The organism is Arthrospira sp. PCC 8006 (genome assembly GCF_046480465.1).
Taxonomy (GTDB): domain Bacteria; phylum Cyanobacteriota; class Cyanobacteriia; order Cyanobacteriales; family Microcoleaceae; genus Limnospira; species Limnospira platensis.
This window is the reverse complement of record NZ_PKGG01000070.1, coordinates 1-23,247: the sequence shown is the minus strand read 5'-3', so window position 1 is coordinate 23,247 and position 23,247 is coordinate 1. Positions and strand designations below refer to the sequence as shown.

17 protein-coding genes are annotated in these 23,247 nt (G+C 44.5%); 7 read left to right on the top strand and 10 right to left on the bottom strand.

The features are described 5' to 3' along the window. On the bottom strand, positions 1 to 1,119 hold a 1,119-nt coding region (locus B9T16_RS12570; protein WP_410244910.1), incomplete at its 3' end, for a cytochrome ubiquinol oxidase subunit I. Positions 1,120 to 1,508: 389 nt separating this feature from the next. On the opposite strand from B9T16_RS12570, the gene B9T16_RS12565 reads away from it, so the two are divergent. After that, a complete protein-coding gene (locus B9T16_RS12565; RefSeq protein ID WP_410244909.1) occupies positions 1,509 to 2,072 on the top strand; it encodes a DUF697 domain-containing protein in 564 nt (187 codons plus the stop codon). A gap of 183 nt (positions 2,073 to 2,255) precedes the next feature. Next, entirely contained in the window at positions 2,256 to 3,200 is a 945-nt protein-coding gene (locus B9T16_RS12560) for a hypothetical protein (protein ID WP_410244908.1), read from the top strand. 26 nt (positions 3,201 to 3,226) lie between these two features. Here the strand turns inward: B9T16_RS12560 and B9T16_RS12555 are convergent, their stop codons facing one another. Continuing rightward, complete coding sequence (locus tag B9T16_RS12555; protein WP_410244907.1) at positions 3,227 to 4,534, bottom strand: ABC transporter substrate-binding protein; 1,308 nt, start codon at positions 4,532 to 4,534, stop codon at positions 3,227 to 3,229. 232 nt (positions 4,535 to 4,766) lie between these two features. Here B9T16_RS12555 and B9T16_RS12550 point away from each other — a divergent pair, with 232 nt between their 5' ends. Both B9T16_RS12550 and B9T16_RS12545 read left to right on the top strand, forming a co-directional pair. Further along, positions 4,767 to 5,993: a bifunctional sterol desaturase/short chain dehydrogenase gene (locus B9T16_RS12550; protein WP_410244906.1), complete on the top strand. Its 1,227-nt coding sequence runs from the start codon at positions 4,767 to 4,769 to the stop codon at positions 5,991 to 5,993. Positions 5,994 to 6,009: 16 nt separating this feature from the next. After that, positions 6,010 to 6,441, top strand: coding sequence for an NUDIX domain-containing protein (locus tag B9T16_RS12545; protein WP_410244905.1), 432 nt, complete (start codon positions 6,010 to 6,012; stop codon positions 6,439 to 6,441). Positions 6,442 to 6,535: 94 nt separating this feature from the next. On the opposite strand, the gene B9T16_RS12540 is transcribed toward B9T16_RS12545, so the two are convergent. The 5 genes from B9T16_RS12540 to B9T16_RS12520 form a co-directional block, all read right to left on the bottom strand. Further along, on the bottom strand, positions 6,536 to 6,730 hold the full coding sequence (locus tag B9T16_RS12540) for an NblA/ycf18 family protein (RefSeq protein WP_410244904.1): 195 nt from the start codon (positions 6,728 to 6,730) through the stop codon (positions 6,536 to 6,538). A 229-nt stretch (positions 6,731 to 6,959) separates the two neighbouring features. Continuing rightward, complete coding sequence (gene priA / locus B9T16_RS12535; RefSeq protein ID WP_410244911.1) at positions 6,960 to 9,587, bottom strand: primosomal protein N'; 2,628 nt, start codon at positions 9,585 to 9,587, stop codon at positions 6,960 to 6,962. Positions 9,588 to 9,603: 16 nt separating this feature from the next. Continuing rightward, complete coding sequence (locus B9T16_RS12530; protein WP_006619259.1) at positions 9,604 to 10,761, bottom strand: sugar phosphate nucleotidyltransferase; 1,158 nt, start codon at positions 10,759 to 10,761, stop codon at positions 9,604 to 9,606. 657 nt (positions 10,762 to 11,418) lie between these two features. Beyond that, on the bottom strand, positions 11,419 to 12,036 hold the full coding sequence (locus tag B9T16_RS12525; protein ID WP_410244903.1) for a hypothetical protein: 618 nt from the start codon (positions 12,034 to 12,036) through the stop codon (positions 11,419 to 11,421). A gap of 137 nt (positions 12,037 to 12,173) precedes the next feature. After that, positions 12,174 to 13,862 (bottom strand): CHAT domain-containing protein, encoded by a 1,689-nt coding sequence (locus B9T16_RS12520; RefSeq protein ID WP_006619257.1) that lies wholly within the window; start codon positions 13,860 to 13,862, stop codon positions 12,174 to 12,176. Between the two features lie 366 nt (positions 13,863 to 14,228). On the opposite strand from B9T16_RS12520, the gene glgX reads away from it, so the two are divergent. From glgX to B9T16_RS12505, 3 genes are all read left to right on the top strand, one after another. Further along, the gene (gene glgX, locus B9T16_RS12515; protein WP_410244902.1) at positions 14,229 to 16,295 is read left to right on the top strand and encodes a glycogen debranching protein GlgX; all 2,067 of its coding nucleotides are present in this window, start codon (positions 14,229 to 14,231) and stop codon (positions 16,293 to 16,295) included. Between the two features lie 43 nt (positions 16,296 to 16,338). Beyond that, positions 16,339 to 17,064 (top strand): phosphoribosylaminoimidazolesuccinocarboxamide synthase, encoded by a 726-nt coding sequence (purC, locus tag B9T16_RS12510; protein ID WP_043468833.1) that lies wholly within the window; start codon positions 16,339 to 16,341, stop codon positions 17,062 to 17,064. A gap of 121 nt (positions 17,065 to 17,185) precedes the next feature. Then, positions 17,186 to 19,801 (top strand): BamA/TamA family outer membrane protein, encoded by a 2,616-nt coding sequence (locus tag B9T16_RS12505; protein ID WP_410244901.1) that lies wholly within the window; start codon positions 17,186 to 17,188, stop codon positions 19,799 to 19,801. A gap of 111 nt (positions 19,802 to 19,912) precedes the next feature. Here B9T16_RS12505 and B9T16_RS12500 read toward each other — a convergent pair whose 3' ends face one another. The 3 genes from B9T16_RS12500 to B9T16_RS12490 all read right to left on the bottom strand — a co-directional run. Further along, the gene (locus B9T16_RS12500; protein WP_410244900.1) at positions 19,913 to 21,214 is read right to left on the bottom strand and encodes a DNA-processing protein DprA; all 1,302 of its coding nucleotides are present in this window, start codon (positions 21,212 to 21,214) and stop codon (positions 19,913 to 19,915) included. Between the two features lie 79 nt (positions 21,215 to 21,293). Continuing rightward, positions 21,294 to 22,496, bottom strand: coding sequence for a helicase-related protein (locus tag B9T16_RS12495; RefSeq protein WP_235181451.1), 1,203 nt, complete (start codon positions 22,494 to 22,496; stop codon positions 21,294 to 21,296). A 35-nt stretch (positions 22,497 to 22,531) separates the two neighbouring features. Next, the coding region (locus tag B9T16_RS12490; protein WP_410244899.1) for a DEAD/DEAH box helicase at positions 22,532 to 23,247 on the bottom strand (716 nt) is incomplete at its 5' end.

Genomic DNA, 23,247 nt, shown 5'->3' with positions numbered 1-23,247 from the left:
AATCCAACCCCACATTAACCAACCCTGTTGAGTAATATTGTCGGCTGAAAGTTTCCCCCGTAACCACTGAATAACGGTAACCGCCATAAGTCCGGCTAGAAAGAAACCAATAGCAATCATAATCCGAAAAGAGTAGTAAATCAAACCCAACAAACGCGGTCTATCTTCTGGTTTCCACTCTTTTAAACCCAAGACAGGTTCGGATAATTCTTTTTTAAATTCCAGAATATACCCTAAACCATTCGGGATAGTAATTTCCCAATCATTTTGTTGGGTCTGGGGGTTAGGAAAAGCCAACAAACTCCAATCAGCAGACTGTCCAGCGGGGATAGTTTCCCACTGCGCCTCCATAGCGGCTAATTTAGTGGGTTGGTAGTGATAAACTTGTTCGCCACTCAAATGTCCTATATAAAGCTGCATTGGTGCGACAGCGATAGTAGCAGCGATCGCAATTTTTAGGGATTTGGAGAAAAACTGATGATTGCGTTTTTTGAGGATATACCAAGCACTAATTCCACCAATCACAAATAGGGATGTTTCTAATGTTGCGAAGAACATATGCAGAAAGCTGTTGAACATGAAGGGGTTAAAGATGGCTTGAAAATAGTCAAGCACGACAAATTTACCATCCACCATTTCCACTCCTGCCGGGGTTTGCAGCCAGGAATTAGCCGACAAAATCCAAAAAGTTGAAAGATTAGCACCAAAAGCAACAAGAATGGTGGAAATAAAGTGAATAGTGGGGTTAACGCGCTCCCAACCAAATACCATAATTCCCAAAAATGCGGCTTCTAGCATAAACGCCCATGATGCCTCGAAGCCAATCACACTACCAAAAAAGTTACCAATAGCTTCTGATAAAGGAGCCCAATTAGTGCCAAATTGAAACTCCATAGGAATGCCACTAGCGACACCTATGCCGAAGTTGAGGACGTAAAATTTAGACCAAAATCTGGCATGATAATAATAGTCTGGGTTGCGAGTTTTCAGCCATAGTCCTTCAATAATAACTAGGTAGATACCTAGCCCTGTAGTAAGAACCGGCCACAACATATGAAAGATGGCTGTGAGTGCAAATTGCATTCGCGACAGTGCGACGGTGTTGGATAGAATATCCACGCTTTAATCTCCGTTTTAACAATGTTATGGGATGATTCCCTACTACTTGAATAAAGGATAAGTAGGGAAGTCGAGTTATGAGTTATAGCTTGATAATTATGATTGATTATAGTTAAGTTGGCTACCAGAAAGCCCAATTTTAGACTCTGGAGAATGCCAAAAAGGTTTATCTTCTAGGAAAAATGAGTTTGTTAATTTTTGTTAAGGCGGTGGGACCTAGCTGCTGAGTCATGGGGCTGAAAAACTCGACTGGCTGGGCTTTAGGGGGTTATAGATTGATTGATTAGCAATTCTAAACAGTTTGGGGAAAGGGTAAAGTAAAAGAGGGTCGTTTTGGCGACATTTCCCGAAGCGCCCCCCAAATCATTATTGTTTACCAGGTACTCCTCATGAGTAAAAAAACCGAAGCAGATGCTATTATTCGTAATCACGTCCTCCGGTCAATGGGAGGTGGATTAATCCCTATCCCCATAGTGGATTTTATGGCAGTTACTGCTATTCAAATGGAAATGCTACAGGAACTTGCTAAACTGTATGGAGTCAACTATTCTGTTAGTACGGGAAAAGCATTTGTTTCGGCATTAACAGGTACAACTATTGCTCGTTTGGGTTCTAGTTTCATTAAGGCAATTCCGGGTATTGGTTCGTTAATTGGTGGGACTTCAATGGCTTTGACTTCTGGGGCTTCTACCTATGCGGTGGGACAGGTTGCTATTAACCATTTTTCTAGTGGTGGGTCTCTGAATAATTTTGCGGAAGAAGAGGTTAAGTGGGCTTATGAATCGGCTTTTGAAAGGGGAAAAAACTATGTTTCTGACCTGGAAAAAGACAAGGCTGATGAGGCGGCTAATATCTATCAAACTTTAGAGAAATTGGGTCAATTGAAGCAGCAAGGTGTTTTGAGTGAGGAGGAATTTCAAGCGAAAAAACAAGAACTATTATCTCGGATTTAGGTAAGGTTCTCTCTGGGTTAATTAACTGGCTGATTATCTGAAGTATGGTTAAATAGTCACGGTTTATGAAACCTGGTTTCTGGTCATGTTTCCCACCCCTATTTTCCAGCAGACGGGAGAAACTGGGTTTCTTAATTATCAGGATGCACTACTAGAGTTGTCATTAGGAATGCTATATCTAGTATGCTTTATCATATTCCTCAAGCTAAACTTACTACTTCGCCACCAGTGGTATTAGAAATACTGAAGGAGTCTAAAGGTCTGGACCGCGCGCGTCATAAATGCACTGATTATGATTGTTTACTGAAGACTAATCGTTTGTCTGGTGAGTGTTATAGGATTTTTAAAAACCAGACTAATGATATGCTGATGGGTGTGGTTAGAAATTATTTGAGGGAAATTAAGAGGGGTGATAATGGGACTATTCCCAATTATCAAGATGAGATACGGCGCGCAAAATTACAGTTATTTAATACAATTGTTGATGATATATATACCCAAATTAAGAGGGTTCTGGATTTACAAAATCCTAATTATCTGGAAAGCCGAAAAGGTAGCCTTGAAGAGGAGATTAGGAAACTCTCGGAAAATATTAATGATGCGAAAAGGTTGTTGATTAAGTCTCTGTCAAAAAATCTCCAAAATATCAAAAGTTTGGAAGAACAAAAAGGTATGATTGAATGCAGTATTCTCAGGCTAGAGATAGAGATAGATGATAGTCAAGGCTTTGAGTATCATAACTATCAACTGCAACAATTATATGCAAGAAATGAAGGACGCAAACAACGGCTTAACCAGGAAGTATCTAATTTACAACATCAGATAAATGTGATTAAAAAAATTTGCCAAGATTTAGACAACAGGACTAATGATAAAATCCATATATGGAATGAAAAAAGACAGGATAAAATCCGGGAAAAGCAGCAACTTTCGGCGCAAATTAGCGGGGAAATTCAAGAGGTTAAAAATCAGGTGATGAAGGGATTAAATGAACTACAAGAATTAGTGCAGCAAGAAGGTTCATTGGCTGGGAGTATTCCGAATAATTTGCATGGCTTATTAGGGGATATAGGAATAAAATGGGGTGGTTGTTTAAGGGAATATGAGAATAGCAACCACCCTAGATAAAGTTGGGTTTAGTTGAACTTAAAGGCTTAATTTAAGCGCCGATTCCAAGCTGTTTCAGCATCTAAAATCGCCTGATCAACAGTTTTTTGATTTAACATGGCGGCTTGCAAATTGTTGTAAATAATGGTCTGCAATTCTTTGATGTCTTCTAGGGGTGGAATCAAAACTTGAGCGTTTGGCATCTGTTGGGCGCTAATTTTCCTGGCTTGGTCTTGGGGTGTAGCATCTGCGGGTATGTTTTGAAAGAAGGGATTTTCTAATGCTTGAATGCTGGAAGGGATGACGTTTGAGGCTTTGGCAAAGTTTAATTGATTGGGACTATTAGTGACAAATAAGGCAAAATTTATGGCATCTTCTGGGTGGCGAGTATTTTGGGGTATAACTAGGTTCATGACGGCGACGGAGATTTTACCATTTTCGCCGGTAATGGCGCTAGATGGGGCGGAAACTTTGGCTATATCGGGGGCATTTTCTGCGATCGCTCTAAAAAATTGAGGTCCGGTGGTCAATAGGGCAATTTCCCCAGCTTGATACAATTCGATCGCCCTTCGATGTCCCTGAGTTAAGACTTCTCTGGGTAACAGATCCTGTTGATATAAATCAACCCAATATTGAAAGGCGGCGCGACCTTCGGGAGTATTAAAAGCGGCTTTTCTATTATTATCAACTAACTGAACTCCCATCTGAACTAAGGACTGTAAAACTTGGGCGGAGTCGGTGGGAACAAAGGAAACAAATAGGGCATATTTTCCGGTTCTCTGGCGAATAGTTTGGGCAACTGTGGCAAGTTCCTGATAGGTAGTGGGGGGATTTTCAAGACCTGCTTGATTGAGTAAATTCTGATTATAAATGACAATTTGGGTAGTCAAATACCAGGGAATGCCAAAGGTGCGATTTTGACAATTATCACCGTCGCAGGTTTGGATCATATTAGCTTCCCAGATATTGGGTAAATATAGCGATCGCACTTCTTCGGATAGGTGTTCATCCAAATTTAACCAAGCATCGCGACCCGCCAACATGGAGGCAAAATCGGGGTTCAAATTAACCAGGTCGGGGGCGGTTTGGGCGGACACCGCCGCCAATATTTTACTCTCCATAGCTGACCAAGGTACATCTACCCAGCGAATTTTTACTTCGGGGTGATCATTTTCAAAGTTAGCAATTAACTGATTAAAATAGTCATTAAACTGAGGTTGAAGCTGCATTGTCCAAAACTCCACCTCACGGCGATCGCTTTGATCAGTAGTTGGGGAGGCGCAACTAACCCCCCAAGTCAACAGCAAACCCAACAAAGCCCAACCTACAAAGCGTTTCCAGGTCTTTGAACCCATACCATTTATATCAAATCAGAATAAATAACTCAGTATACACTATTATTCAGATAACCATCTGCATCCAGTCAGAGGGGGAAGGTGTCTAACCCTTCATTTTGGTTAGAGATAATCAGCCCAATTGCCAGAATCAAGATTTTCTGGAAGTTTCAAACATTTAACAGCTCTTTGGCATATACAATGCTAAATGGGAAATTTTCACAAAATCAATGAGGTCTGAAACTCTAAGTTTATGCTAACGGTAGTGATCATAAATACAGTTTGGGTAGTAGCTTCGGTGGTATGGGTAGAATTAGTGCGAGACACCTACCACGCCCTGGCCCATGTTTGGCAACCCCTGTATCGCCTCCATTCTTGGCATCATCGGGTATTTCGTCCCGACTATAGCATCAAAAGTGAGGAGATTTATCGGAAAGCACACTGGTATAATGATGTGCCAGAGGCGATGGTGATGTTAGTATTCAGTTTAGGGTTTTGGCTGGGTATCTATGGGCTGACAGGAGATCCTCACTGGTTGACGCTGACAGGTCCAGTGTACACCCTTGGCTTTCTACTACCTGCGATCGCTAGAGGTTCAGGAATTCCCCACGCGGACACACTGACTGACTTAACCCACCTTCCGGGTGCTTTTTCTCAGCCACCGTCGCGGTTATTGGTGAACCAATCTTATCACTGGCGACACCATTTTGATAACCAAAATGCCTACTTTTGCGGGACTCTCACGGTTTTAGATAAAATTATGGGGACAGGACTTTCTCTAAAAGGTAAAACAGTGGCGGTGACTGGCGCTTCTGGGAGTTTAGGGCGATCGCTACTTAAACACCTCCACAACTCTGGGGCGAAGGCGATCGCTTTATCATCAACTTCCCAAACTGTCACCGTCACCATTGACCAGGAAGAATTACCCCTAAAAACTATAACCTGGCAAGTAGGCGAAGAGGAACAATTAGCGAATCTGTTGGAAACGGTAGATATCCTAATTATCAATCATGGTATTAATGTACACGGTGAGCGAACCCCAGAGGCGATCGGCAAATCCTACGAAATTAATACTTTCTCGAGTTGGCGACTGCTAGAATTGTTTTTAAAAACGGTTCGCACCAACACAGATATCGCCCGCAAGGAGGTCTGGGTAAATACTTCGGAAGCGGAAGTTAGCCCGGCTTTTAGTCCTCTGTATGAACTCAGTAAACGCACTTTAGGGGATTTAATCACATTACGCCGCCTAGACTCTCCCTGTGTGATTCGTAAGCTGATTTTAGGGCCTTTTAAAAGTAACCTTAACCCGATTGGGGTGATGTCAGCGGACTGGGTAGCAAAGCAAATTATCAAACAAGCCAAGTCCGACGTGAGGACTATTATTGTCACCATTAACCCTTTAACATTTGTGGCTATCCCGATTAAAGAGTTTTGGGTTTCTACCTATTTCAGGTTATTTAGCAAATCTGAGCATATCTAGACGGACATGATCATCAATGAGCTATCGTAATCCCGCGCCGACAGTAGATATCATCATCGAACTTATAGATCGGCGATCGCGACCGATTGTATTAATAGAACGGAAAAACCCCCCCTATGGTTGGGCTATTCCTGGAGGATTTGTAGACTACGGCGAGTCAGTGGAAACCGCAGCCACCAGAGAAGCCAAAGAAGAAACGGGGCTAGATGTCACGTTAATTCAACAGTTCCATGTCTACTCAGACCCTAACCGAGACCCTCGCCAACATACCCTAGCTGTGGTATTTATCGCTACGGCGAAGGGAGAACCCCAGGCGGCTGATGATRCTCAAAATTTAGAAATCTTTGAGCCCTGGCGCATTCCCCAGGATCTATGCTTTGACCACGATCGCATTTTACAAGACTATCTGCAATTTCGCCATTTTGGACTCCGACCCAGGCTAATGTGAGTCAGTGAACACCCGACTACCCCCAACTCGCTTCTTCTCAGAAAAAGAGAGTAAGAGACAGAGGTGGCCCACTAAGTATGGGGGTAATATCCACTTACTCAGCACCGGAATTGGGTTCTAAGCCCCACTGATACTTGAGAAAGTGCTGATACATATTCTCCCTAACCAACATTTGTTCGTAAAGATTAACCAAAAACTCCTGGGCTTGTTCCCGGCTCATTTGGTTTACCTGCATTCTAAAGGAGGACAGGTTAAATTGTTGTTCCAAAGATAAGCTACTAGATTCCATGATGACGTGAACTCCTTAAAAGTGGGTTTGGGTTAATTTTCTTGGCTGGCCACCCTTGTCCCGGAAATTATTACGAATTATAACAATTATTTGACAAAGTGCCTACCTTAATATACCCAAATCTTTGGATTTACCATAACAGATCTAACCCCAAAATTTGTCATCCACGATACGAGATGACTGGATAGTTGGGAAAAAACTATGGCTGTGGGGGGATAAGTGGCAATAATTAACCGAAACTGAGAGGATCAACATCAATGGAAAAGCGAACAGACTGGGGGCATTTTTCAGCCACAGCAGCGAGAGAGGGAGGCGGGGTAGTCTGACCTGGGAGGAATTTTAATAAAATCTGCCAGCGGTATTGATTAGCAACACGCATAATGGGAGCGGGTGCGGGTCCCAAAAGTTCGCAAGTTCCCGGAAGCAGCTCAGAAGTTAACTCAGAGGCGATCAGGTGGGCGGTTTGTTCAACGTCGATCGCATTATAACCCCTTAACTGGAGTAAAATCAAGCCACCAGAGGGGGGATAATTAAGCTCTGAGCGGTGTTGTAGCTCGGTTTCGACAAAAGAATCATAAGCATGGTTGCGGACGGCTTCCACGACGGGATGTTCGGGGGTATAGGTTTGTAGAATCACCTGTCCGGGGTCGTTACCACGTCCCGCACGTCCGGCTACCTGTAGCAAGGTCTGGAAAGCACGTTCACTAGCGCGGTAGTCGGACAGGTGCAGAAGTCCATCAGCGGAGACAATACCGACGAGCCCTACAGAGTCTAAGTCTAAACCTTTGGTGAGCATTTGAGTACCAACTAATAAATCAGCCTCCCGGTTAGCAAACTGAGTTAAGAGAATTCTATGGGCATTTTTGGTGCGGGTGGTGTCACTGTCAAAGCGGATAAACCGCAATTGGGGGAAAAGGCGGGTTAATTCCTGGGCGACTCGTTGGGTCCCACTGCCAAAATGTTTAAAATAGGGAGAGTCACACTGGGGACAGCGTTGGGGGTAGGATTGGAAATGGTTGCAGTAGTGACAGCGTAGGTATGGGATAGCTTCGGCGTGAATGTGGTGATAGGAGAGAGAGACATCACAACGGGGACACTCCATGACGTAGCCACAACTGCGACAGGAAACAAAGGTGCTATGTCCGCGACGGTGGATGAATAAAATGCCCTGTTGATTATTGTCTCGCAAAGAGGCGATCGCCAATTGTAGACTTCTACTGAAAATGGATCGATTTCCCTGCTTCAATTCCCGACGCATATCAACTACTTCTATAGGAGGCTGAGGGCGAGATAAGACCCTTTCGGGTAGAGATAGATAATGAATGGATGGGTTATGATTATGGCGATGATGTTGCCAAGTTTCCAGGGCGGGAGTGGCTGAACCCAAAATTAAGGGGCAGTTTTCCAGTTCCGCCCGCCATACTGCGACAGTGCGGGCATGGTAGCATGGTTGTGGCTGGTCTTGTTTAAAGCTGCTGTCATGTTCTTCATCAAGAACAATTAAGCCTAAATTGGGTAAAGGGGCAAAAATTGCCGATCGCGTTCCGATAACTACCTGGGGAGTACCTTCGATCATATTACGCCAGGTGTCGTAGCGTTCACCTTCTGACAAACCACTATGATAGACAAATACCCGATTACCAAACCGGGCGCGGAAGCGATCGGTTAGTTGGGGAGTTAAGCCAATTTCCGGCACTAGGACTAGGGCTGATTTACCCTGGTTGATAATGGGGGCGATCGCCTGTAAATATACCTCAGTTTTGCCCGAACCTGTGACACCATGCAACAGCAGTTGATGAAAACCAGATAACCCCAAAATCACATCTAGGGCTTGTTGTTGATGGTCAGTCAGAGATAAAGGCTGATCGGCTATTGTCGAAATACCCTGTTCCGTGCGTAGAATTTCGCGATCGCCAATTACCACACATCCCTTTTTCTCCAGAGTTTTGAGTAACCCAGAACTGGTATTGCAGGTTTGCAATAAATCCGTTACCCACATTTCCCCACCCCGTCGCCGCAAAATTTCCAGGACCTCTCGCTGGCGGGGGGTGATATCTATAAAGTCTAACTCTACCCAGTCTATCACTAGGGTGATTGCTGGTCTGAGTTTAGGGCGCGGTGGTGTCGGCGGTTCCAGATAGCTTTCCACCCAACCCCGTTTGATCAGATCCTGTAGTCCCCGAGAGCCTCCCTTAATTTGTCGTTGCAAATACTGCCAGGTATAGTCTCCTGTAGCTGACTGCTTCAAAACTTGTAAAATCCTTTGGGCTTTGGGTTGCAAAAACTCTTCAGCACCGCCTGGAATGGCATCATTAACTAAACGAATACGTCGCTGGCTACGGCGTAGGAGTCCGGGGGGGAGGGCGGTTCGGATCGCCCTAATTAGGGGAGTTTGATAATACTGGGCGACCTGTTGTAATAATTGCCAATAATGAGCCGGGAAAAATCCCTTGGCGGTGATATCTTCTACCGGACGCAGCTTGATAGAGGTAGCCTTACCCGGTTCCCTCAGATTTTCTGGCAGTTCTGATGTTAACCTAATGGCGATCGCCCCTATCTGTTGAGCCCCAAAGGGGACACTGAGAATATCCCCCGGCATAATATCTAAATGAGGGGGCACTTGGTAGGTATAAAGTTGTTCTATGTCTTCCGTGTCTTCTGTCTGGCGGAGGGTGAGTATATCCACTAGAACCTCAACCAGTTTATAATCACCATCACCGCCCAACTTTTCTGAACCGTAAGATACACCAGGTTCAGCCAGTTTTAGGGGAAGTGGGTCGCTTTTCGGAAATAACCCGCTCGAAACAGAGGATGATTCGATAACCCCCCCGTACAAGACCACGGAAGATTTATACATACAACCTACCAAAAAGTTATGAGGTGCTGAGAATATCTGCGATCGCCTGATGTTCTTCTGGGGGATCACCCACAGCCTGTCGAGCATCAGTAATCAGCCAATCCAAAGCCGCCGCCTGAACATCAATAGAAGCTCCCAGCTTATCCACACAGTAGCGACCAAACACCAATTTGTCTACCAGGCGCACCCCACGCCCCAACCGAGAATACTCGAAAATCACGCTATTACTCACATAGGAGTTGCTACATATTGAGCAACTCGGACCTATCATAGTTGGACCAATAATAGTTGCACCATCTTCAATGCGGGTCATACCACCGATATAGACCGGTCCTTCAATATGGACTTTATCCCAATTCACCGCCACATTTAGCCCCGTATAAATTCCCGGAGCCACTTCTCTACCGGGGATCGGCACATTTTTCACCTCACCCAGTAACACACTGCGAATAGCCCGCCAGTAGTCGGGAACCTTCCCAATATCTACCCACTGAAAATCCATAGTAATCCCATAGAAGGGCGCGCCTATTTCCACCAAATGGGGGAACAGTTGGCTACCAATATCATACTCGCACCCAGAGGGGATGTAATCAAATATCTCCGGCTCAAAGATATAAATTCCCGTGTTAATACTGGTGCTGAGGGCTTCTTCTACAGATGGTTTTTCCTGAAAAGCCCTAATCCTGTCCATTTCATCCGTAACTACCACCCCATAGCTGGAAACCTCCTCTTTGGGTACAGATTTCATCACTACAGTAGCGATCGCACCTTTCTCTTTATGCCATTTTACCGCCTCACTCAGGTCTAAATCAATGAGGGCATCCCCGCACAACACCACAAAAGTATCATCAAAAAATGGGTTAAAGTCCTGGATTTTTTTCATTCCCCCAGCAGACCCCAAAGCCTTACCTATCAGTTGACCATCTTCGATACTCCCCTCAAATGAGTAAGAAATCTCTACCCCAAACCGCTGACCATCACGAAAATAGTTCTCAATTTCATCAGCTAAATGGCTTACATTGACCATAATTTCCTTAAAACCATGGCGACGCAGCAAATCTACCAAAAACTCCATTACTGGCTTTTGAAGAATCGGAATTAATGGTTTCGGTATGGTGTAAGTAATAGGGCGAACACGAGTCCCCTTACCAGCAGCCAAAATCATCGCTTTCATATTCACGTACTCTACCCTCAGCTATTCTTTGACATTTCCCGCCCACAAAGGCCAGGGATTCTTAGGTGTTCAGGCAGCGGGGGCTTAACCCCTCGCTAAATATCTTCCCTGTGTGCTTAATGGTTGTCTGTTATCCTTAAACAATCGCCTGAGCAGCCTCTAGTCTCTATCAGCCCTCTGGTGACATTTACAGACACCATTAACCATAACTTAAAGACACTTATCTTTCCCCTGGTGTATCAACACTCCACTACAGCTTTCATTAGCCTATCAATATTTCCCGATTTTACCCAAAACAGATTGACCCCCTACCTTCCCGGTTCCCTTTCCTGAGTTCTTATGCACAAAACCTTATTTTTGTCAATAGGTATCACCAAGGGCGAACCAACAAATAATCTGGTGGAGAGCGAAGATGGTCGGAGAATCTGCCCCCCAAGGGTGCATCGTGAATTTTAATTTATGCCCAGATAATATTTTGGGGGACGATAGAATCAGGGTTATAGCCTCTTTTTTTGCGTATAGACACAATAACCCCTTGGGTGCGATTTCTTCCATGATACCATAACCCTTATAATATCGTCAACTTTTGGGCAGATATTTTCCCTAAAATTGCCACAATTGTTAACAGTCTTTGAAACATCAAATAAATACAGTTGATTAACTCTCCTGATCAGAAGTTCCGGTGGTGGTTGCTAAAGTGAGGGCATAATGAGCGATCGCCAAACTCAAGCGAGCTTGTTCTACCTGTGAGAGTTCATGCCATTCTTGGGAACCCACTTTAGTAAATATTGATTCTAGGGCGCGATTGTCATTTCCGCGCATAGCATTAACCATAGGACGGGCGAGAACCTGCAAATCTTCCGAGTCCCACTGAGGTAGAATCTGACTAACACAAAATACAAGCTGTTCACCCAGACTCTGGAAAGCCTGATCCTGAACAACTGCTGCTTTAGATATTCCCCTAAGTATATCTTCAGGGATACGAGATAGAAGAGTTACCCCGCCATTAAGTGTCAATTTCTCAACTAATAATTGATACAGAGAAATCGGCGGCCAAAGATTTTCTATATGTTCAAAGAAGACTTGGGATCTTTCAGTTATATCATCGTTACTGAGACACTCTGACACAGACAAGTTTAGATCTGCCTCCTCAAAATATCCATAAGATTCTGCTTGTTCAGGACTCCAGGGATAGGCAGAATTTTCCGAGTCATCTAACAGTAGTGACCATAAATCCAATTCAGTCTCGCCATTGTGACAATTAAGTTTAGTCATTGAGCAACATCCTTTGTTGACAGCATAATCCAAGGTTCGGGATAGCCGGATAATGGACAATTGTTCGGGATACTATCCCGCACCCATAGCTACAAAACTGAGAGCAGCAATTCCGCAACTTCTCTGAGGATATAGTTCTACAGGCTATCAATCACAAATTCCCAAATCCGACCCTGGGAACTGCCAAATTTTAACTTAGTTCCCGATGTAAGTTGTACCTCTTGATGATGAATGCGTTGCCACTTCTGGTTATTTTCCTCCCAAATTAGAGTACCGTAGCGGGAGAAATCCCGCAGAAAGTAGGTGGGCTGATTTGTGGGCGACCCATTACCATTGCGGCAGAAAATCTCAGCGTGTTGATTAGAAATCCATGATTCATGCAAAACAATATCATTTTGCTCCGATCGCCCTATCTGAACCCGTCCCGCTTCTATGAGCCAGCTTTTTGATGTGACTTCCTCAGTTTCCTGGAGTTTCAGATAAGCGCAGGGGAGATCATATCCTAGGGCGGTGGGTGAGTTGGCGGGTAGTTGGGTGCGAATACCGTCCTCGGTGGGGACTAGCAAGCCATTAAACTCAGGGTGCATATATAATATGGGCAGAGTCCAAGCTGGCTGGTTGAATTTGTAGAGGGTCAGCAACTGTTGTCTGGCGATCGCTACAGCCCGATCAATGGGCATCCTTTCTGATAAGGCTCTCGCAAAGGTTTGAATAAAACTGAGGGCTTCGCTGTCGGTAATGGAGTCTCGCATTCCTAAAACCACTGGGACTCCATAATGGATTAATACTTTAGCCAAGCTGCTGCTGGGAATGGCGGGAAGAGTGATGTTTTGTAGAGTCGATGATAATTCCATGGCTGGGACAGCACTCCAGCAGGCATTAAATACCGCCAGAGTGATACCACAGCGCACTAGAACTTGAGCTAATTCTGTACCATTAATGGTAGTTTGCTCTTGTAGAAATAATAAACCACCATCAGGACCCGTGAAGCCATGACCGGCATAGAAGATCACGTTATAGGGTATCTGGCCTAGTTGCTGGGGGGTTTCTAGTTCGGTAATTAGTTGGGCTACACTGGGCTGGATTAGTGTTTTTATGAAACAGGGAAGGCGATCGCTTCTTGATGAGTCAGATCCTGGGTCGGTGCTGTTGGCTAAAACTTGGGCAATTTGTGAGGCTTCCGTTTCTAATTGCAGCCTATGGGAATTTTTGGCTGTTGGGGTTTGACATGGGGGGATGTCGTTATGACCTAAAACTAATAAGATGTTTAGGGCTGGGACTAGGGGGCGATCGCTTAATGGTTGAACATCACAGGTAGTGCGACTAAATAACAGCCTGGGACTTAGGGAGATGGCTGGTTGTCCCGGCTGTGATTGCATAATTTCCCATGGTAGGGGAATTAAATTAGGCGATCGCACATCTAATCGTATTCTCAGCGGACACTTTTGGCCTAGGGCTAGTCCTTGACAACGGTGGAAACTGCTTTGAATTGGTCCCTGAAACAGCCACTGCCATAAATCTATTCCCAATTGCTGCATTAGTCGGCTGCTGTAGCTGGGTTTGGTTTCCAGATCTGGTGATAATGGTGCTAGACTCAATGGCTCACCCATGGCCGACTCACTCAGCGCCAGGGGTAAGCTATCTGGGGAAAACATTTCTAACCAGGCTTGCCATAATTGTGACAGAGATTCCGGCCAGATACAATCATGGTGGACATAATCGCTGGCATTGACAGAATTAAACACCCAGGTGGCGAAGTGGTTGCCTGTGGGTGAATTCAGACGGGCGATCGCAATACTTAGGGTCGGAGTCTCATTCGGCGACATTCATTCGTTAGCATTTTCAAGAGATAACCCTGAACTTCAGAGTTGGTAGACTTAGCAGTTTCGCCTCGTCTAATTTTACCGTGAATCTGTCGCGAAATGTGTCGCGATCGCCTAAAATCTTAAAGGATTTCTTGACAACATCTTGGCCATAGCCGCCTCGATTGGGAACTAGGGGACATCCCTCATAGACTGAACATACTAAGGAAACACCCAAATCTAACTCAAGTCAAGGAGAAACAATTTCTCCCATTAAAGCCTGGTTGCTACATACAGCCTTTGAGGACCCACCTCAACAGTCTCCGGTTGGTTTGCATTTAACCTGAGAATATTAAAACCTCTAAGATTTGAAAAGGAGTCGATTAATTAATGAAGTCTGATATTGGGCGCGGTCAGAGTTTCCCCCTCGGTGCTACAGTTTATCCTGATGGGGTCAATTTTTGCTTATTTTCCAAAACTTGTGCATCTTTAGAGTTACTGTTTTTTGATGCCCCAGATGATGCCAAACCTAGCCATATAATTAAGTTTGAACCTCAGTATAATAAAACTTTCTACTACTGGCATATTTTTGTCAAAGGCATTAAGGCGGGGCAAATTTATGGATATCGCGCCTATGGAATGTTTGAGCCAGAATTGGGTTATAGATTTGACTCGGATAAGGTACTGCTTGACCCCTATGCTAAAGCTGTAGTTAATACCGAAAACTATAGTCGGGAAGCTGCATCAAAACGTGGTGATAACTGTGCTAAGGCTATGAAAGCCGTAGTCGTAGACCCAAAAACTTATGATTGGGAAGATGATAAGCGTCTGGAAATACCCTATTCTCAAACCATCATTTATGAGATGCACGTCGGGGGTTTTACCCGCCATCCCAACTCAGGTATTCCCCCGTCTAAACGAGGAACTTATGCAGCCTTAATTGATAAGATACCTTATCTAAAAGACTTGGGAATCACAGCAGTAGAATTAATGCCAGTTCACCAATTTGATGAACAAGATGCTGTTCCCCCTCGAAAAAATTACTGGGGTTATAGTACCGTTTCCTTTTTCGCACCCCATAGACAGTATAGTTTTCGGCGCGACCCCCTCGGACCTGTTGATGAATTTCGCGATATGGTAAAAGCCCTTCATAAAGCGGGTATTGAGGTTATTTTAGATGTGGTTTATAACCACACCGCCGAGGGAAATGAGAATGGTCCGACTCTCTCATTTAGGGGGATTGACAATTCTATGTATTATATGCTGGAAGAGGAGGATAAGTCCTTTTATAGCAACTATAGTGGCTGCGGAAATACCATTAAAGCCAACCATGAAATCGCGGGACAAATGATTATTGATAGTCTCCGCTATTGGGTTTCGGAGATGCACGTTGATGGTTTTAGGTTCGATTTGGCATCGATTTTTTCGCGAAATCGTGATGGTACACCCATGGAAGATGCGCCGATTTTATGGATTATTAAATCTGACCCGGTATTGGCGGGAGCCAAACTAATTGCTGAGGCTTGGGACGCTGGGGGACTCTATGAGGTGGGGTCTTTTGCAGGCGATCGCTTTACCGAATGGAATGGACAATTTCGGGATGATGTTCGCAGTTTTGTCAAAAGTGAACCCAAACAAATCCAGCGCCTAGCCTATAGAATTATGGGGAGTCCAGATATTTACCCCAAACCCGATCGCGAACCTCATTGTAGCATTAACTTTATCACCTGTCACGATGGCTTTACCCTCAATGATTTAGTTTCCTATAACCAGAAACATAATCAAGCCAATGGTGAAAATAACCGGGACGGACACAATGATAATCGCAGTTGGAATTGTGGAGTGGAAGGCTTAACTGATGATACTTATATCGAAGCCTTACGCAATCAACAAATCAAAAACTTGTGGACAATTCTGTTGGTCTCCCAAGGAACTACCATGCTATTAATGGGTGATGAAGTCCGCCGCACCCAAAACGGAAATAATAACGCCTATTGTCAAGATAATGAGTTAGGTTGGTTTAACTGGAGTGATGTCGGGAAACACCCGGAACTATTGCGATTTGTCAAAAACCTGATCCGATTTACCCAAAGACTGCATATTTTTCGGATTGAAACCATTTTAGTGATGGACCCCAATAGTAAATTACCTAGCATTACATGGCATGGGGTACGCTTAAATAAACCAGATTGGGCAGATTATTCCCGCAGTATTGCTTTTAGTTTACGACATCCCGAAAAACAGGAATATCTTCATATTATGCTCAATTCTTATTGGGAACCCCTCCTGTTTGAGATACCTATTCTCCCAAAAGGTCAACGCTGGTATCGTATTGTTGATACAGCTTTAGCAGTCCCCAATGATTTCTGTACCGAGAAAACAGCCCCCCCAATTCAAGGGAATCACTATCGAGTCCAGGGACGCGCATCGGTTATTCTGATGGCACAGTCCCGGTAGCAATTAGCCCAATAAAACTTAACCATCGCGCTATATGTCTGATATGTCTGATCGCCAACAACTGTATGAAGGGAAAGCCAAAATCGTCTATACCACTGATGACCCAGAGGTGTTGCTGGCTTACTATAAGGATGATGCCACAGCATTTAACGCCCAGAAACGGGGGACGATTACAGGGAAGGGTGAAATTAATAACACCATGTCTGGTCATCTGTTTAAACTCCTAGAGGCGGCGGGTGTTCCCACTCATTTCATTGATACCCCTAGTCCTAATGAAATGCGGATCAAACGGGTGGATATTATTCCTGTGGAAGTTATTGTCCGTAATATCGCGGCGGGGAGTCTGTGTAAACAGACGGGGATTCCCCTGGGAACAGTTTTGCAGCCCCCCTTGGTGGAATTTTGCTATAAAAATGACCAGCTAGGTGATCCTCTATTAACTCGCGATCGCCTCTTGGCCATGAATTTAGCCAGCGAAGAACAGCTTAAATCTATTGAAGACCTCAGCCGCCAGATTGACCAGATTTTGAGTGATTTTTTTAGTCAATGTGGCATCACTCTGGTAGACTTTAAGCTGGAATTTGGGATGACCTCTGATGGTCAATTGATATTGGCTGATGAGATTAGCCCTGATACTTGTCGCCTCTGGGACCAAGCCGAAACTGACCCTAACCTCCGGGTGATGGATAAGGATCGCTTCCGTAATGACCTCGGAAATGTTGAGAGTGCTTATCAGCAAGTATTGGCTAGGGTTCTCAGTCATATTTAACTAAATTTAATTGGGCAAAATGCCTGATAGTTGTGGATTGGGTCAGGTGTCTGGGACGGGAAAAGTAATTTTTTCCCCCTGAGGTTGTAACATTATCGATGGCTGATTATTTGGTGTGTGGATGTCCAAGAATGTCAATAACATGGGCTTCTGTTCTTTGTGGGTTGCCTGTTTTGCAGCCTCAGCAACTTTGGGGCTATCAAATTCTGCTAGTGGTAAAACCCCTGCACTGATTTTCAAGGACTATCAACGGTCTTTGGCAGTTTCTGATCAGTCTAACGATGATCTGCAGGACTCAGAAGCGATCGCTATCCCTTCTGTCCAACGGGACATGGGGGAGTTTCCCTTATTTCAACTCAAAAATAAGGACTACCAGAGACCGACAGACTTTCCTGGGTCGCTCACTTCCCCATTAGTCGCCCTGGAAAAGGTCGATGATAGCCTTTTAGAGTCCGCAGGCCCCCTTACAGGGACACAGAAGGAACCCGCGCCTACAGAGGTGAAATTCTCCCTAGCCGGGTCGGAAAATCCCCCCACGCCAGTCTATTCGCCTTTTGAACCATCTCTGGGTAAGCAGGAGTTGAAACAGGCGAGTTTTGATGTGATGCCATCACCAGACCAAATAGCCATTGCTAACTTTGACAACAGCTCAGAGTTGAGCCTCCCTGACCCTGACTCTCCACAAGACTTAGATAGTGCCACCGAAAGCCATTTATTGACCGCTCAGACCCCTTCGGCTGTGTCTCAGGTGGGTTCAGGTCAAAACCGGGTAAGGGCATCACAAGACCTGTCTAGGGAGCCTCAGTGGGTGGTTAATTTGATGCAGGCGATCGCCTACGAGTGTGAATATTGCAGCGCCGACGACCCTACACCCCAGGAAAATCTGGAGTTAGCCCAGAATAATCTACCGCCATCAGTCCCCGGAACAGGCCAGCCAGGAGAACCCGATGTGCTAATTGCTGAAGTTCTCGTATCTGGAACTGATAATGACCAATTGGTGGATGTGGTCTATGGGGCGATCGCAGTTCAACCAGGACGCACCGCTACCCGTTCCCAACTCCAACAAGATATTAACGCCATTTTTGCCACCGGTCTATTTAGAAACGTTCGAGCTATCCCAGAAGATACCCCCCTGGGAGTGAGAGTCACTTTTGATGTCGAACCTAACCCACCCCTACAGCAGGTTATTATCGAAGGAGATCAGGTTCTCCCCTCCGAGGTCGTTGATGCTAGTTTTGCGGGTCAATTCGGTCAAATTATCAACCTCCGACGCATTGAAGAGGCGATCGAAGATATCCAAACCTGGTACCAACAAAATGGCTATGTACTCGCCCAGGTAATTGCCGCCCCAGATGTTACCACAGAAGGCGTAGTCACTTTAAGAGTCGCTGAGGGCGTAATTTCCCAGATTATAGTTCGTTTTCTCAATGCTGATGGCGACCCAACCGACCCTGACGGTAATCCCGTTACAGGTCGCACCCGTGACTTTATTATCACCCGTGAAATTCAGTTACAGCCCGGAGATGTCTTTAACCAAGCAACCATTCAACAGGACTTAGGTAGAGTATTCAGATTAGGCATTTTTGATGATGTCCGACTTCAGCTTGAACCTTCCCCCGAAGACCCCACCCAGGCTAATATGATTGTTAATGTCATTGAACGTAGCACTGGGTCCGTCGCCTTTGGGGGTGGTTTCAGTTCCGCCACCGGTTTGTTTGGAACTCTGAGCTATCGTGAAGCTAACTTGGGCGGAAATAATCACCAATTAGCCGCCGAAGTACAGGTTGGTGAACAGGTTTTACTCGTCGATCTGAGCTTTACAGACCCTTGGATTGCTGGAGACCCTTACCGCACCTCCTACACCGTCAATGCTTTTCGCCGCCGTGGGATTTCTCTAGTTTTTGAGGAAGGCTCCGAAGATGTTAGACTCCCTAATGAAGACCGCCCTAGGGTAATTCGGACTGGTGGTGGTATTAGTTTTACTCGTCCGTTTGCAGAAAATCCTTTTGTTGACCCCGACTGGGTCGCCTCCTTGGGTTTTCAATATCAACGCGCTCAGGTAACAGATTCCCGCGAGCGCATCACCCCCCGCGACGAGAAGGGTAAACTTCTCTCCGCTAGTGAGTCTGGCGAGGATGATTTATTTACCGTTCAGTTTGGGTTAGCCACCGATCGCCGTAATAATCGCCAAATTCCCACCAGTGGCTATGCTTTTCGCTTCGGAACAGAACAATCGATTCCCATAGGTTCCGGGAGTATATTTTTTAATCGCGTCCGAGGTAGTTATAGTCATTATATCCCCGTCAATTTTTTACAGTTAGTTCCGGGGGGACCCCAAGCCTTAGCTTTCAATATTCAAGCTGGCACAATTATAGGCGATTTCCCACCCTATGAAGCCTTCCCCTTGGGGGGTGCTAATACTGTCCGAGGTTGGCGTGAGGGTGCTTTAGCAGCCGCCCGTAGTTTTGTCTTGGGTTCCGTCGAGTATCGCTTCCCAGTCTTTTCTGTCGCTAATTTTTTGATTGGCGGCGCTTTATTTGTTGATGCTGCCCATGCTTTGGGGACTCAAAGCAGTGTCCAAGGCAATCCTGGCGGTATTCGTGGTAAACCCGGAAGTGGCATTGGTTTCGGTGGTGGCGTTCGCATTCAGTCCCCTTTGGGTCCAATTCGGATTGATTATGGGATTAATGATGAAGGCGGAAATCAGATCCACTTCGGTATTGGTGAACGCTTCTAAATCTCCAGTCCATTACATCTAGTTGGGTGCCTCAGAATTCCTAAACAGCCAGGGCACCCCATAGCCTTTTTGTAGCCGTGTTTGATTTAACATCAACCGCAGCATCAATAATTATCTATTACACTCTGAACTCACATAGCGAACCGGCTTCGTTAATTTAGTCACCTTACCATCTTCTATAGCTCGCTTTAACCAGGCTTGTATTTGATTGTACTGTACATCTAATAATTTCGCTAAGTTTTTCGCGTCTATCGGCTCCTGTAGATGTGTTAAAATTATTGGTAAAACCGCTTGATAAATATCCAGAGATACATCAATTTTAGCCTCTGATAACTCCGGGGATGGACTCACATTAGGTGCTTCTGTAGGTGTCGGATTTACATCTACATATATAGGAGTTGGGGCGGGATTTTCAGGTGTTAAATTTACCGCGAAATCTAAAGCCATTTGTTCCACTTCTAGCGCCTCTTCCGTCTCCCCTGGCTTCAGGATATCCAATAAATCCAACTTCCCAGACATTTCCGGGAAAGGTTTAGCCCCTAGTTTCAATAATTCCATATTGCCTTGAGTTTGGCTATTTTGGCACACAAAAACAGGTATATTTGGTAGTTTTTTTAGGGCTTCTACCGCCCCACTCCAAGTGCCACCCTTATTAAAACTTGCACTAATTACCACAGCATAATCAGCTAAAGCATAAATATATTTATTGCGTCCCATGGCATTACCCACATGAAAACCAGCTTCTGGATCGTAGGGGGAAATTAGCGCTAGTCTATCCTCATCAAGACTTTGCCGATAGTCACTTTCTAAAGATGCCTTCCCTAAACTATTTGCCAAAACCCCAATCGTAGTTCCTCCGGCTTCTAAACAGGATAACATCCCACATTTATCTATGCCTCTCGCACCTCCAGAAATTACCTGTATATTTTGTTGGGCAGAAATGTGGGCTAATTGTTGGGTATAGCTTAATACTGCTTCATTAACATTACGAGAACCTACTATAGCTAACCCGCCCTTATTCAATAGTTCCAGGTTACCTACACCATATAAAATTGGGGGAGACAGATATTTTAAATGCTGCTTCAAACGCTGGGGATAATGGCGATCGCTACGACTTACAATCCACAGACCTTGACTGCGCCATTTTTCTAATGATAAAGTTAGTAAAAATCCTCTCTGTAGCAGTTCGATAATTCGTTGATTATCTAAAGAATGATTCAGGGAGCATAATTTCTGTTCTCCATCAGGTGCTAATAGATGAGCGGGAGTCATTTGATGCGATCGCAATGCCGCCGCCAGCAGATTATATTCCGTTAAACTTAACGGTTGCGGGGAGTGATTACGACTCTTGCCAAAACTCCCGCACAGAAGTAAAATACCCTGAGTATCCGGGGATAATTGATGATTTGACATAAACCCAAAAAATCGAGATTTGCAGAATTGAGAGATCACCCTATTCGGGAATATTTGCTAATTCTTAGTAACATTGATATTACCTAAAAGAATTTAATGTCAAAGCCACAGGAAAAACCCGACCACTTCCCGACTGTCGCAACAGTGCAGTAATTATAGTTACAGTCCAACGGGAGTCTACCATATCATCAATTAAAAATACAGACCCTGGTTGAACTTCCTGATAATTAATCCGAAAAGCACCATCTAAATTATGGGCTTGTTGATAGCTATTGCTCATCTTTTTTTGGGGTGGTGTTTCACGGATTTTTTCCACAACTGGAAGGAAGCGTAAATTTAATCTAACGGCTACTCTTTCAGCAAAATTTGGCACCAAATGGGGACGAGTTAGGGAAGGAACACAAGTTACCCATGTAGGGAAAGGTTGCGGTTGCCATTTTTTAATCATCTCCACCATAGCCTCTACCAATTTATCATCAAAGTGATTATTTTGATATTTTCCTTGTTGTACCTGTTCCCCCCAACCCGGATCACCCCAACAACACAAACTGCGTCCCGCTTCTGCTTGTAATTGGTGACTAATCTTGCCATTAAAATTATATTCAAGTAAGGCATTTTTGGGAAATTGTCGGCGAGGTTCAATCGTTTGATAGGTGCGTTTTAAATATTCAATAGCTTCCTTGACTAACTCCTGGTTACAGGTAGTTTTGAGTAAGGGTCGATTTAAACAAACCGCACACTTTCCACAGGGTGCTGGGTTGGGGTCATCGAGGGAACATTGTAAGAATTGCATCAAGCATTCTTGACTGTTCATATAGTCTCGCATTTCCGCCTGTTCTTCCTCTCGAATACGAGTAATTTCATCAATTTTCTGACTATTCAGTTGATAACGTAATGCTGCCGGGGTAGCATACCATTTTGACTTGCGTTTAACTACCGGGGGAGAAGATTCTAAAGACAGGAATTTTAACACCTTCTCAATTTGACCACGACCGATATTGACACTTTGTTCAATTTCAGGCACTGATAATTCATTTTTAGTCAGCAGCGCCTCAAGAATTTGTTGGATATTATGTGAGGAAGGAAAGGCATTTTTGATAAAGTAATTAGTGATTTCCTCATCTTCTTTTCCACTTAATAAAATACCATAGGCTTCATCTACAGCACGTCCGGCTCGACCGACTTGTTGATAATAATGGACAACTGAACCAGGTCTTTGATAATGAATAACAAAGCCTAAATCCGGTTTATCAAAACCCATACCTAAAGCTGTGGTTGCCACTCAGACTTTTAGTTGGTTAGCCAATAAATCATTTTCTAATTTTTGTCGCAATTCATTGTCAAGTTGACCATCATAAGCGGCGGATTTAATGCCTTTTTTTTAAAAAAATTGGTTAGTTTCCGCGCGTCTCTGACCGTCAATGTATAAATAATTCCACTGCCAGGAAGTTGGGGTAAATATTCGAGCAACCAAGCCATCCTTTCCGCTGGAGTTGGCAAATAAATATTTTGCAGTTTCAGACTTTTGCGAGTTAAAGTGCCGCGAGAAATCGTGAGTTTTTCACCTAATTGAGCTTGAATATCTTGGCTAACGCGATTATTGGCGGTTGCCGTAGTTGCTAAGACAGGAATATTAGGGGGTAAGCCTTGAATAATGCGAATAATGCGGCGATAATCAGGACGAAAATCATGCCCCCAGTCGGAAATACAATGAGCTTCATCTACTACTAATAAACCAACTTTTTCGGCGATGTGCATCATCACATTATCCAGGAAGTCTTGATTGGCTAATCTTTCGGGAGAAATTAGTAAAATGTCAATACTTCCAGCCAGCAGTTGTTGCTCAATTATTGACCATTCTTCCGAGTTGCTAGAATTGATGGTGGCGGCTTGAATGTTGATTCTTTGGGCGGCTTGAATTTGGTTCCGCATTAAAGCTAGAAGGGGGGAAATTAATAAAGTGGGACCGGCTCCTTGATGGCGAAGTAAACGGGTGGCTAAAAAATAAACTAAACTTTTTCCCCAACCTGTGC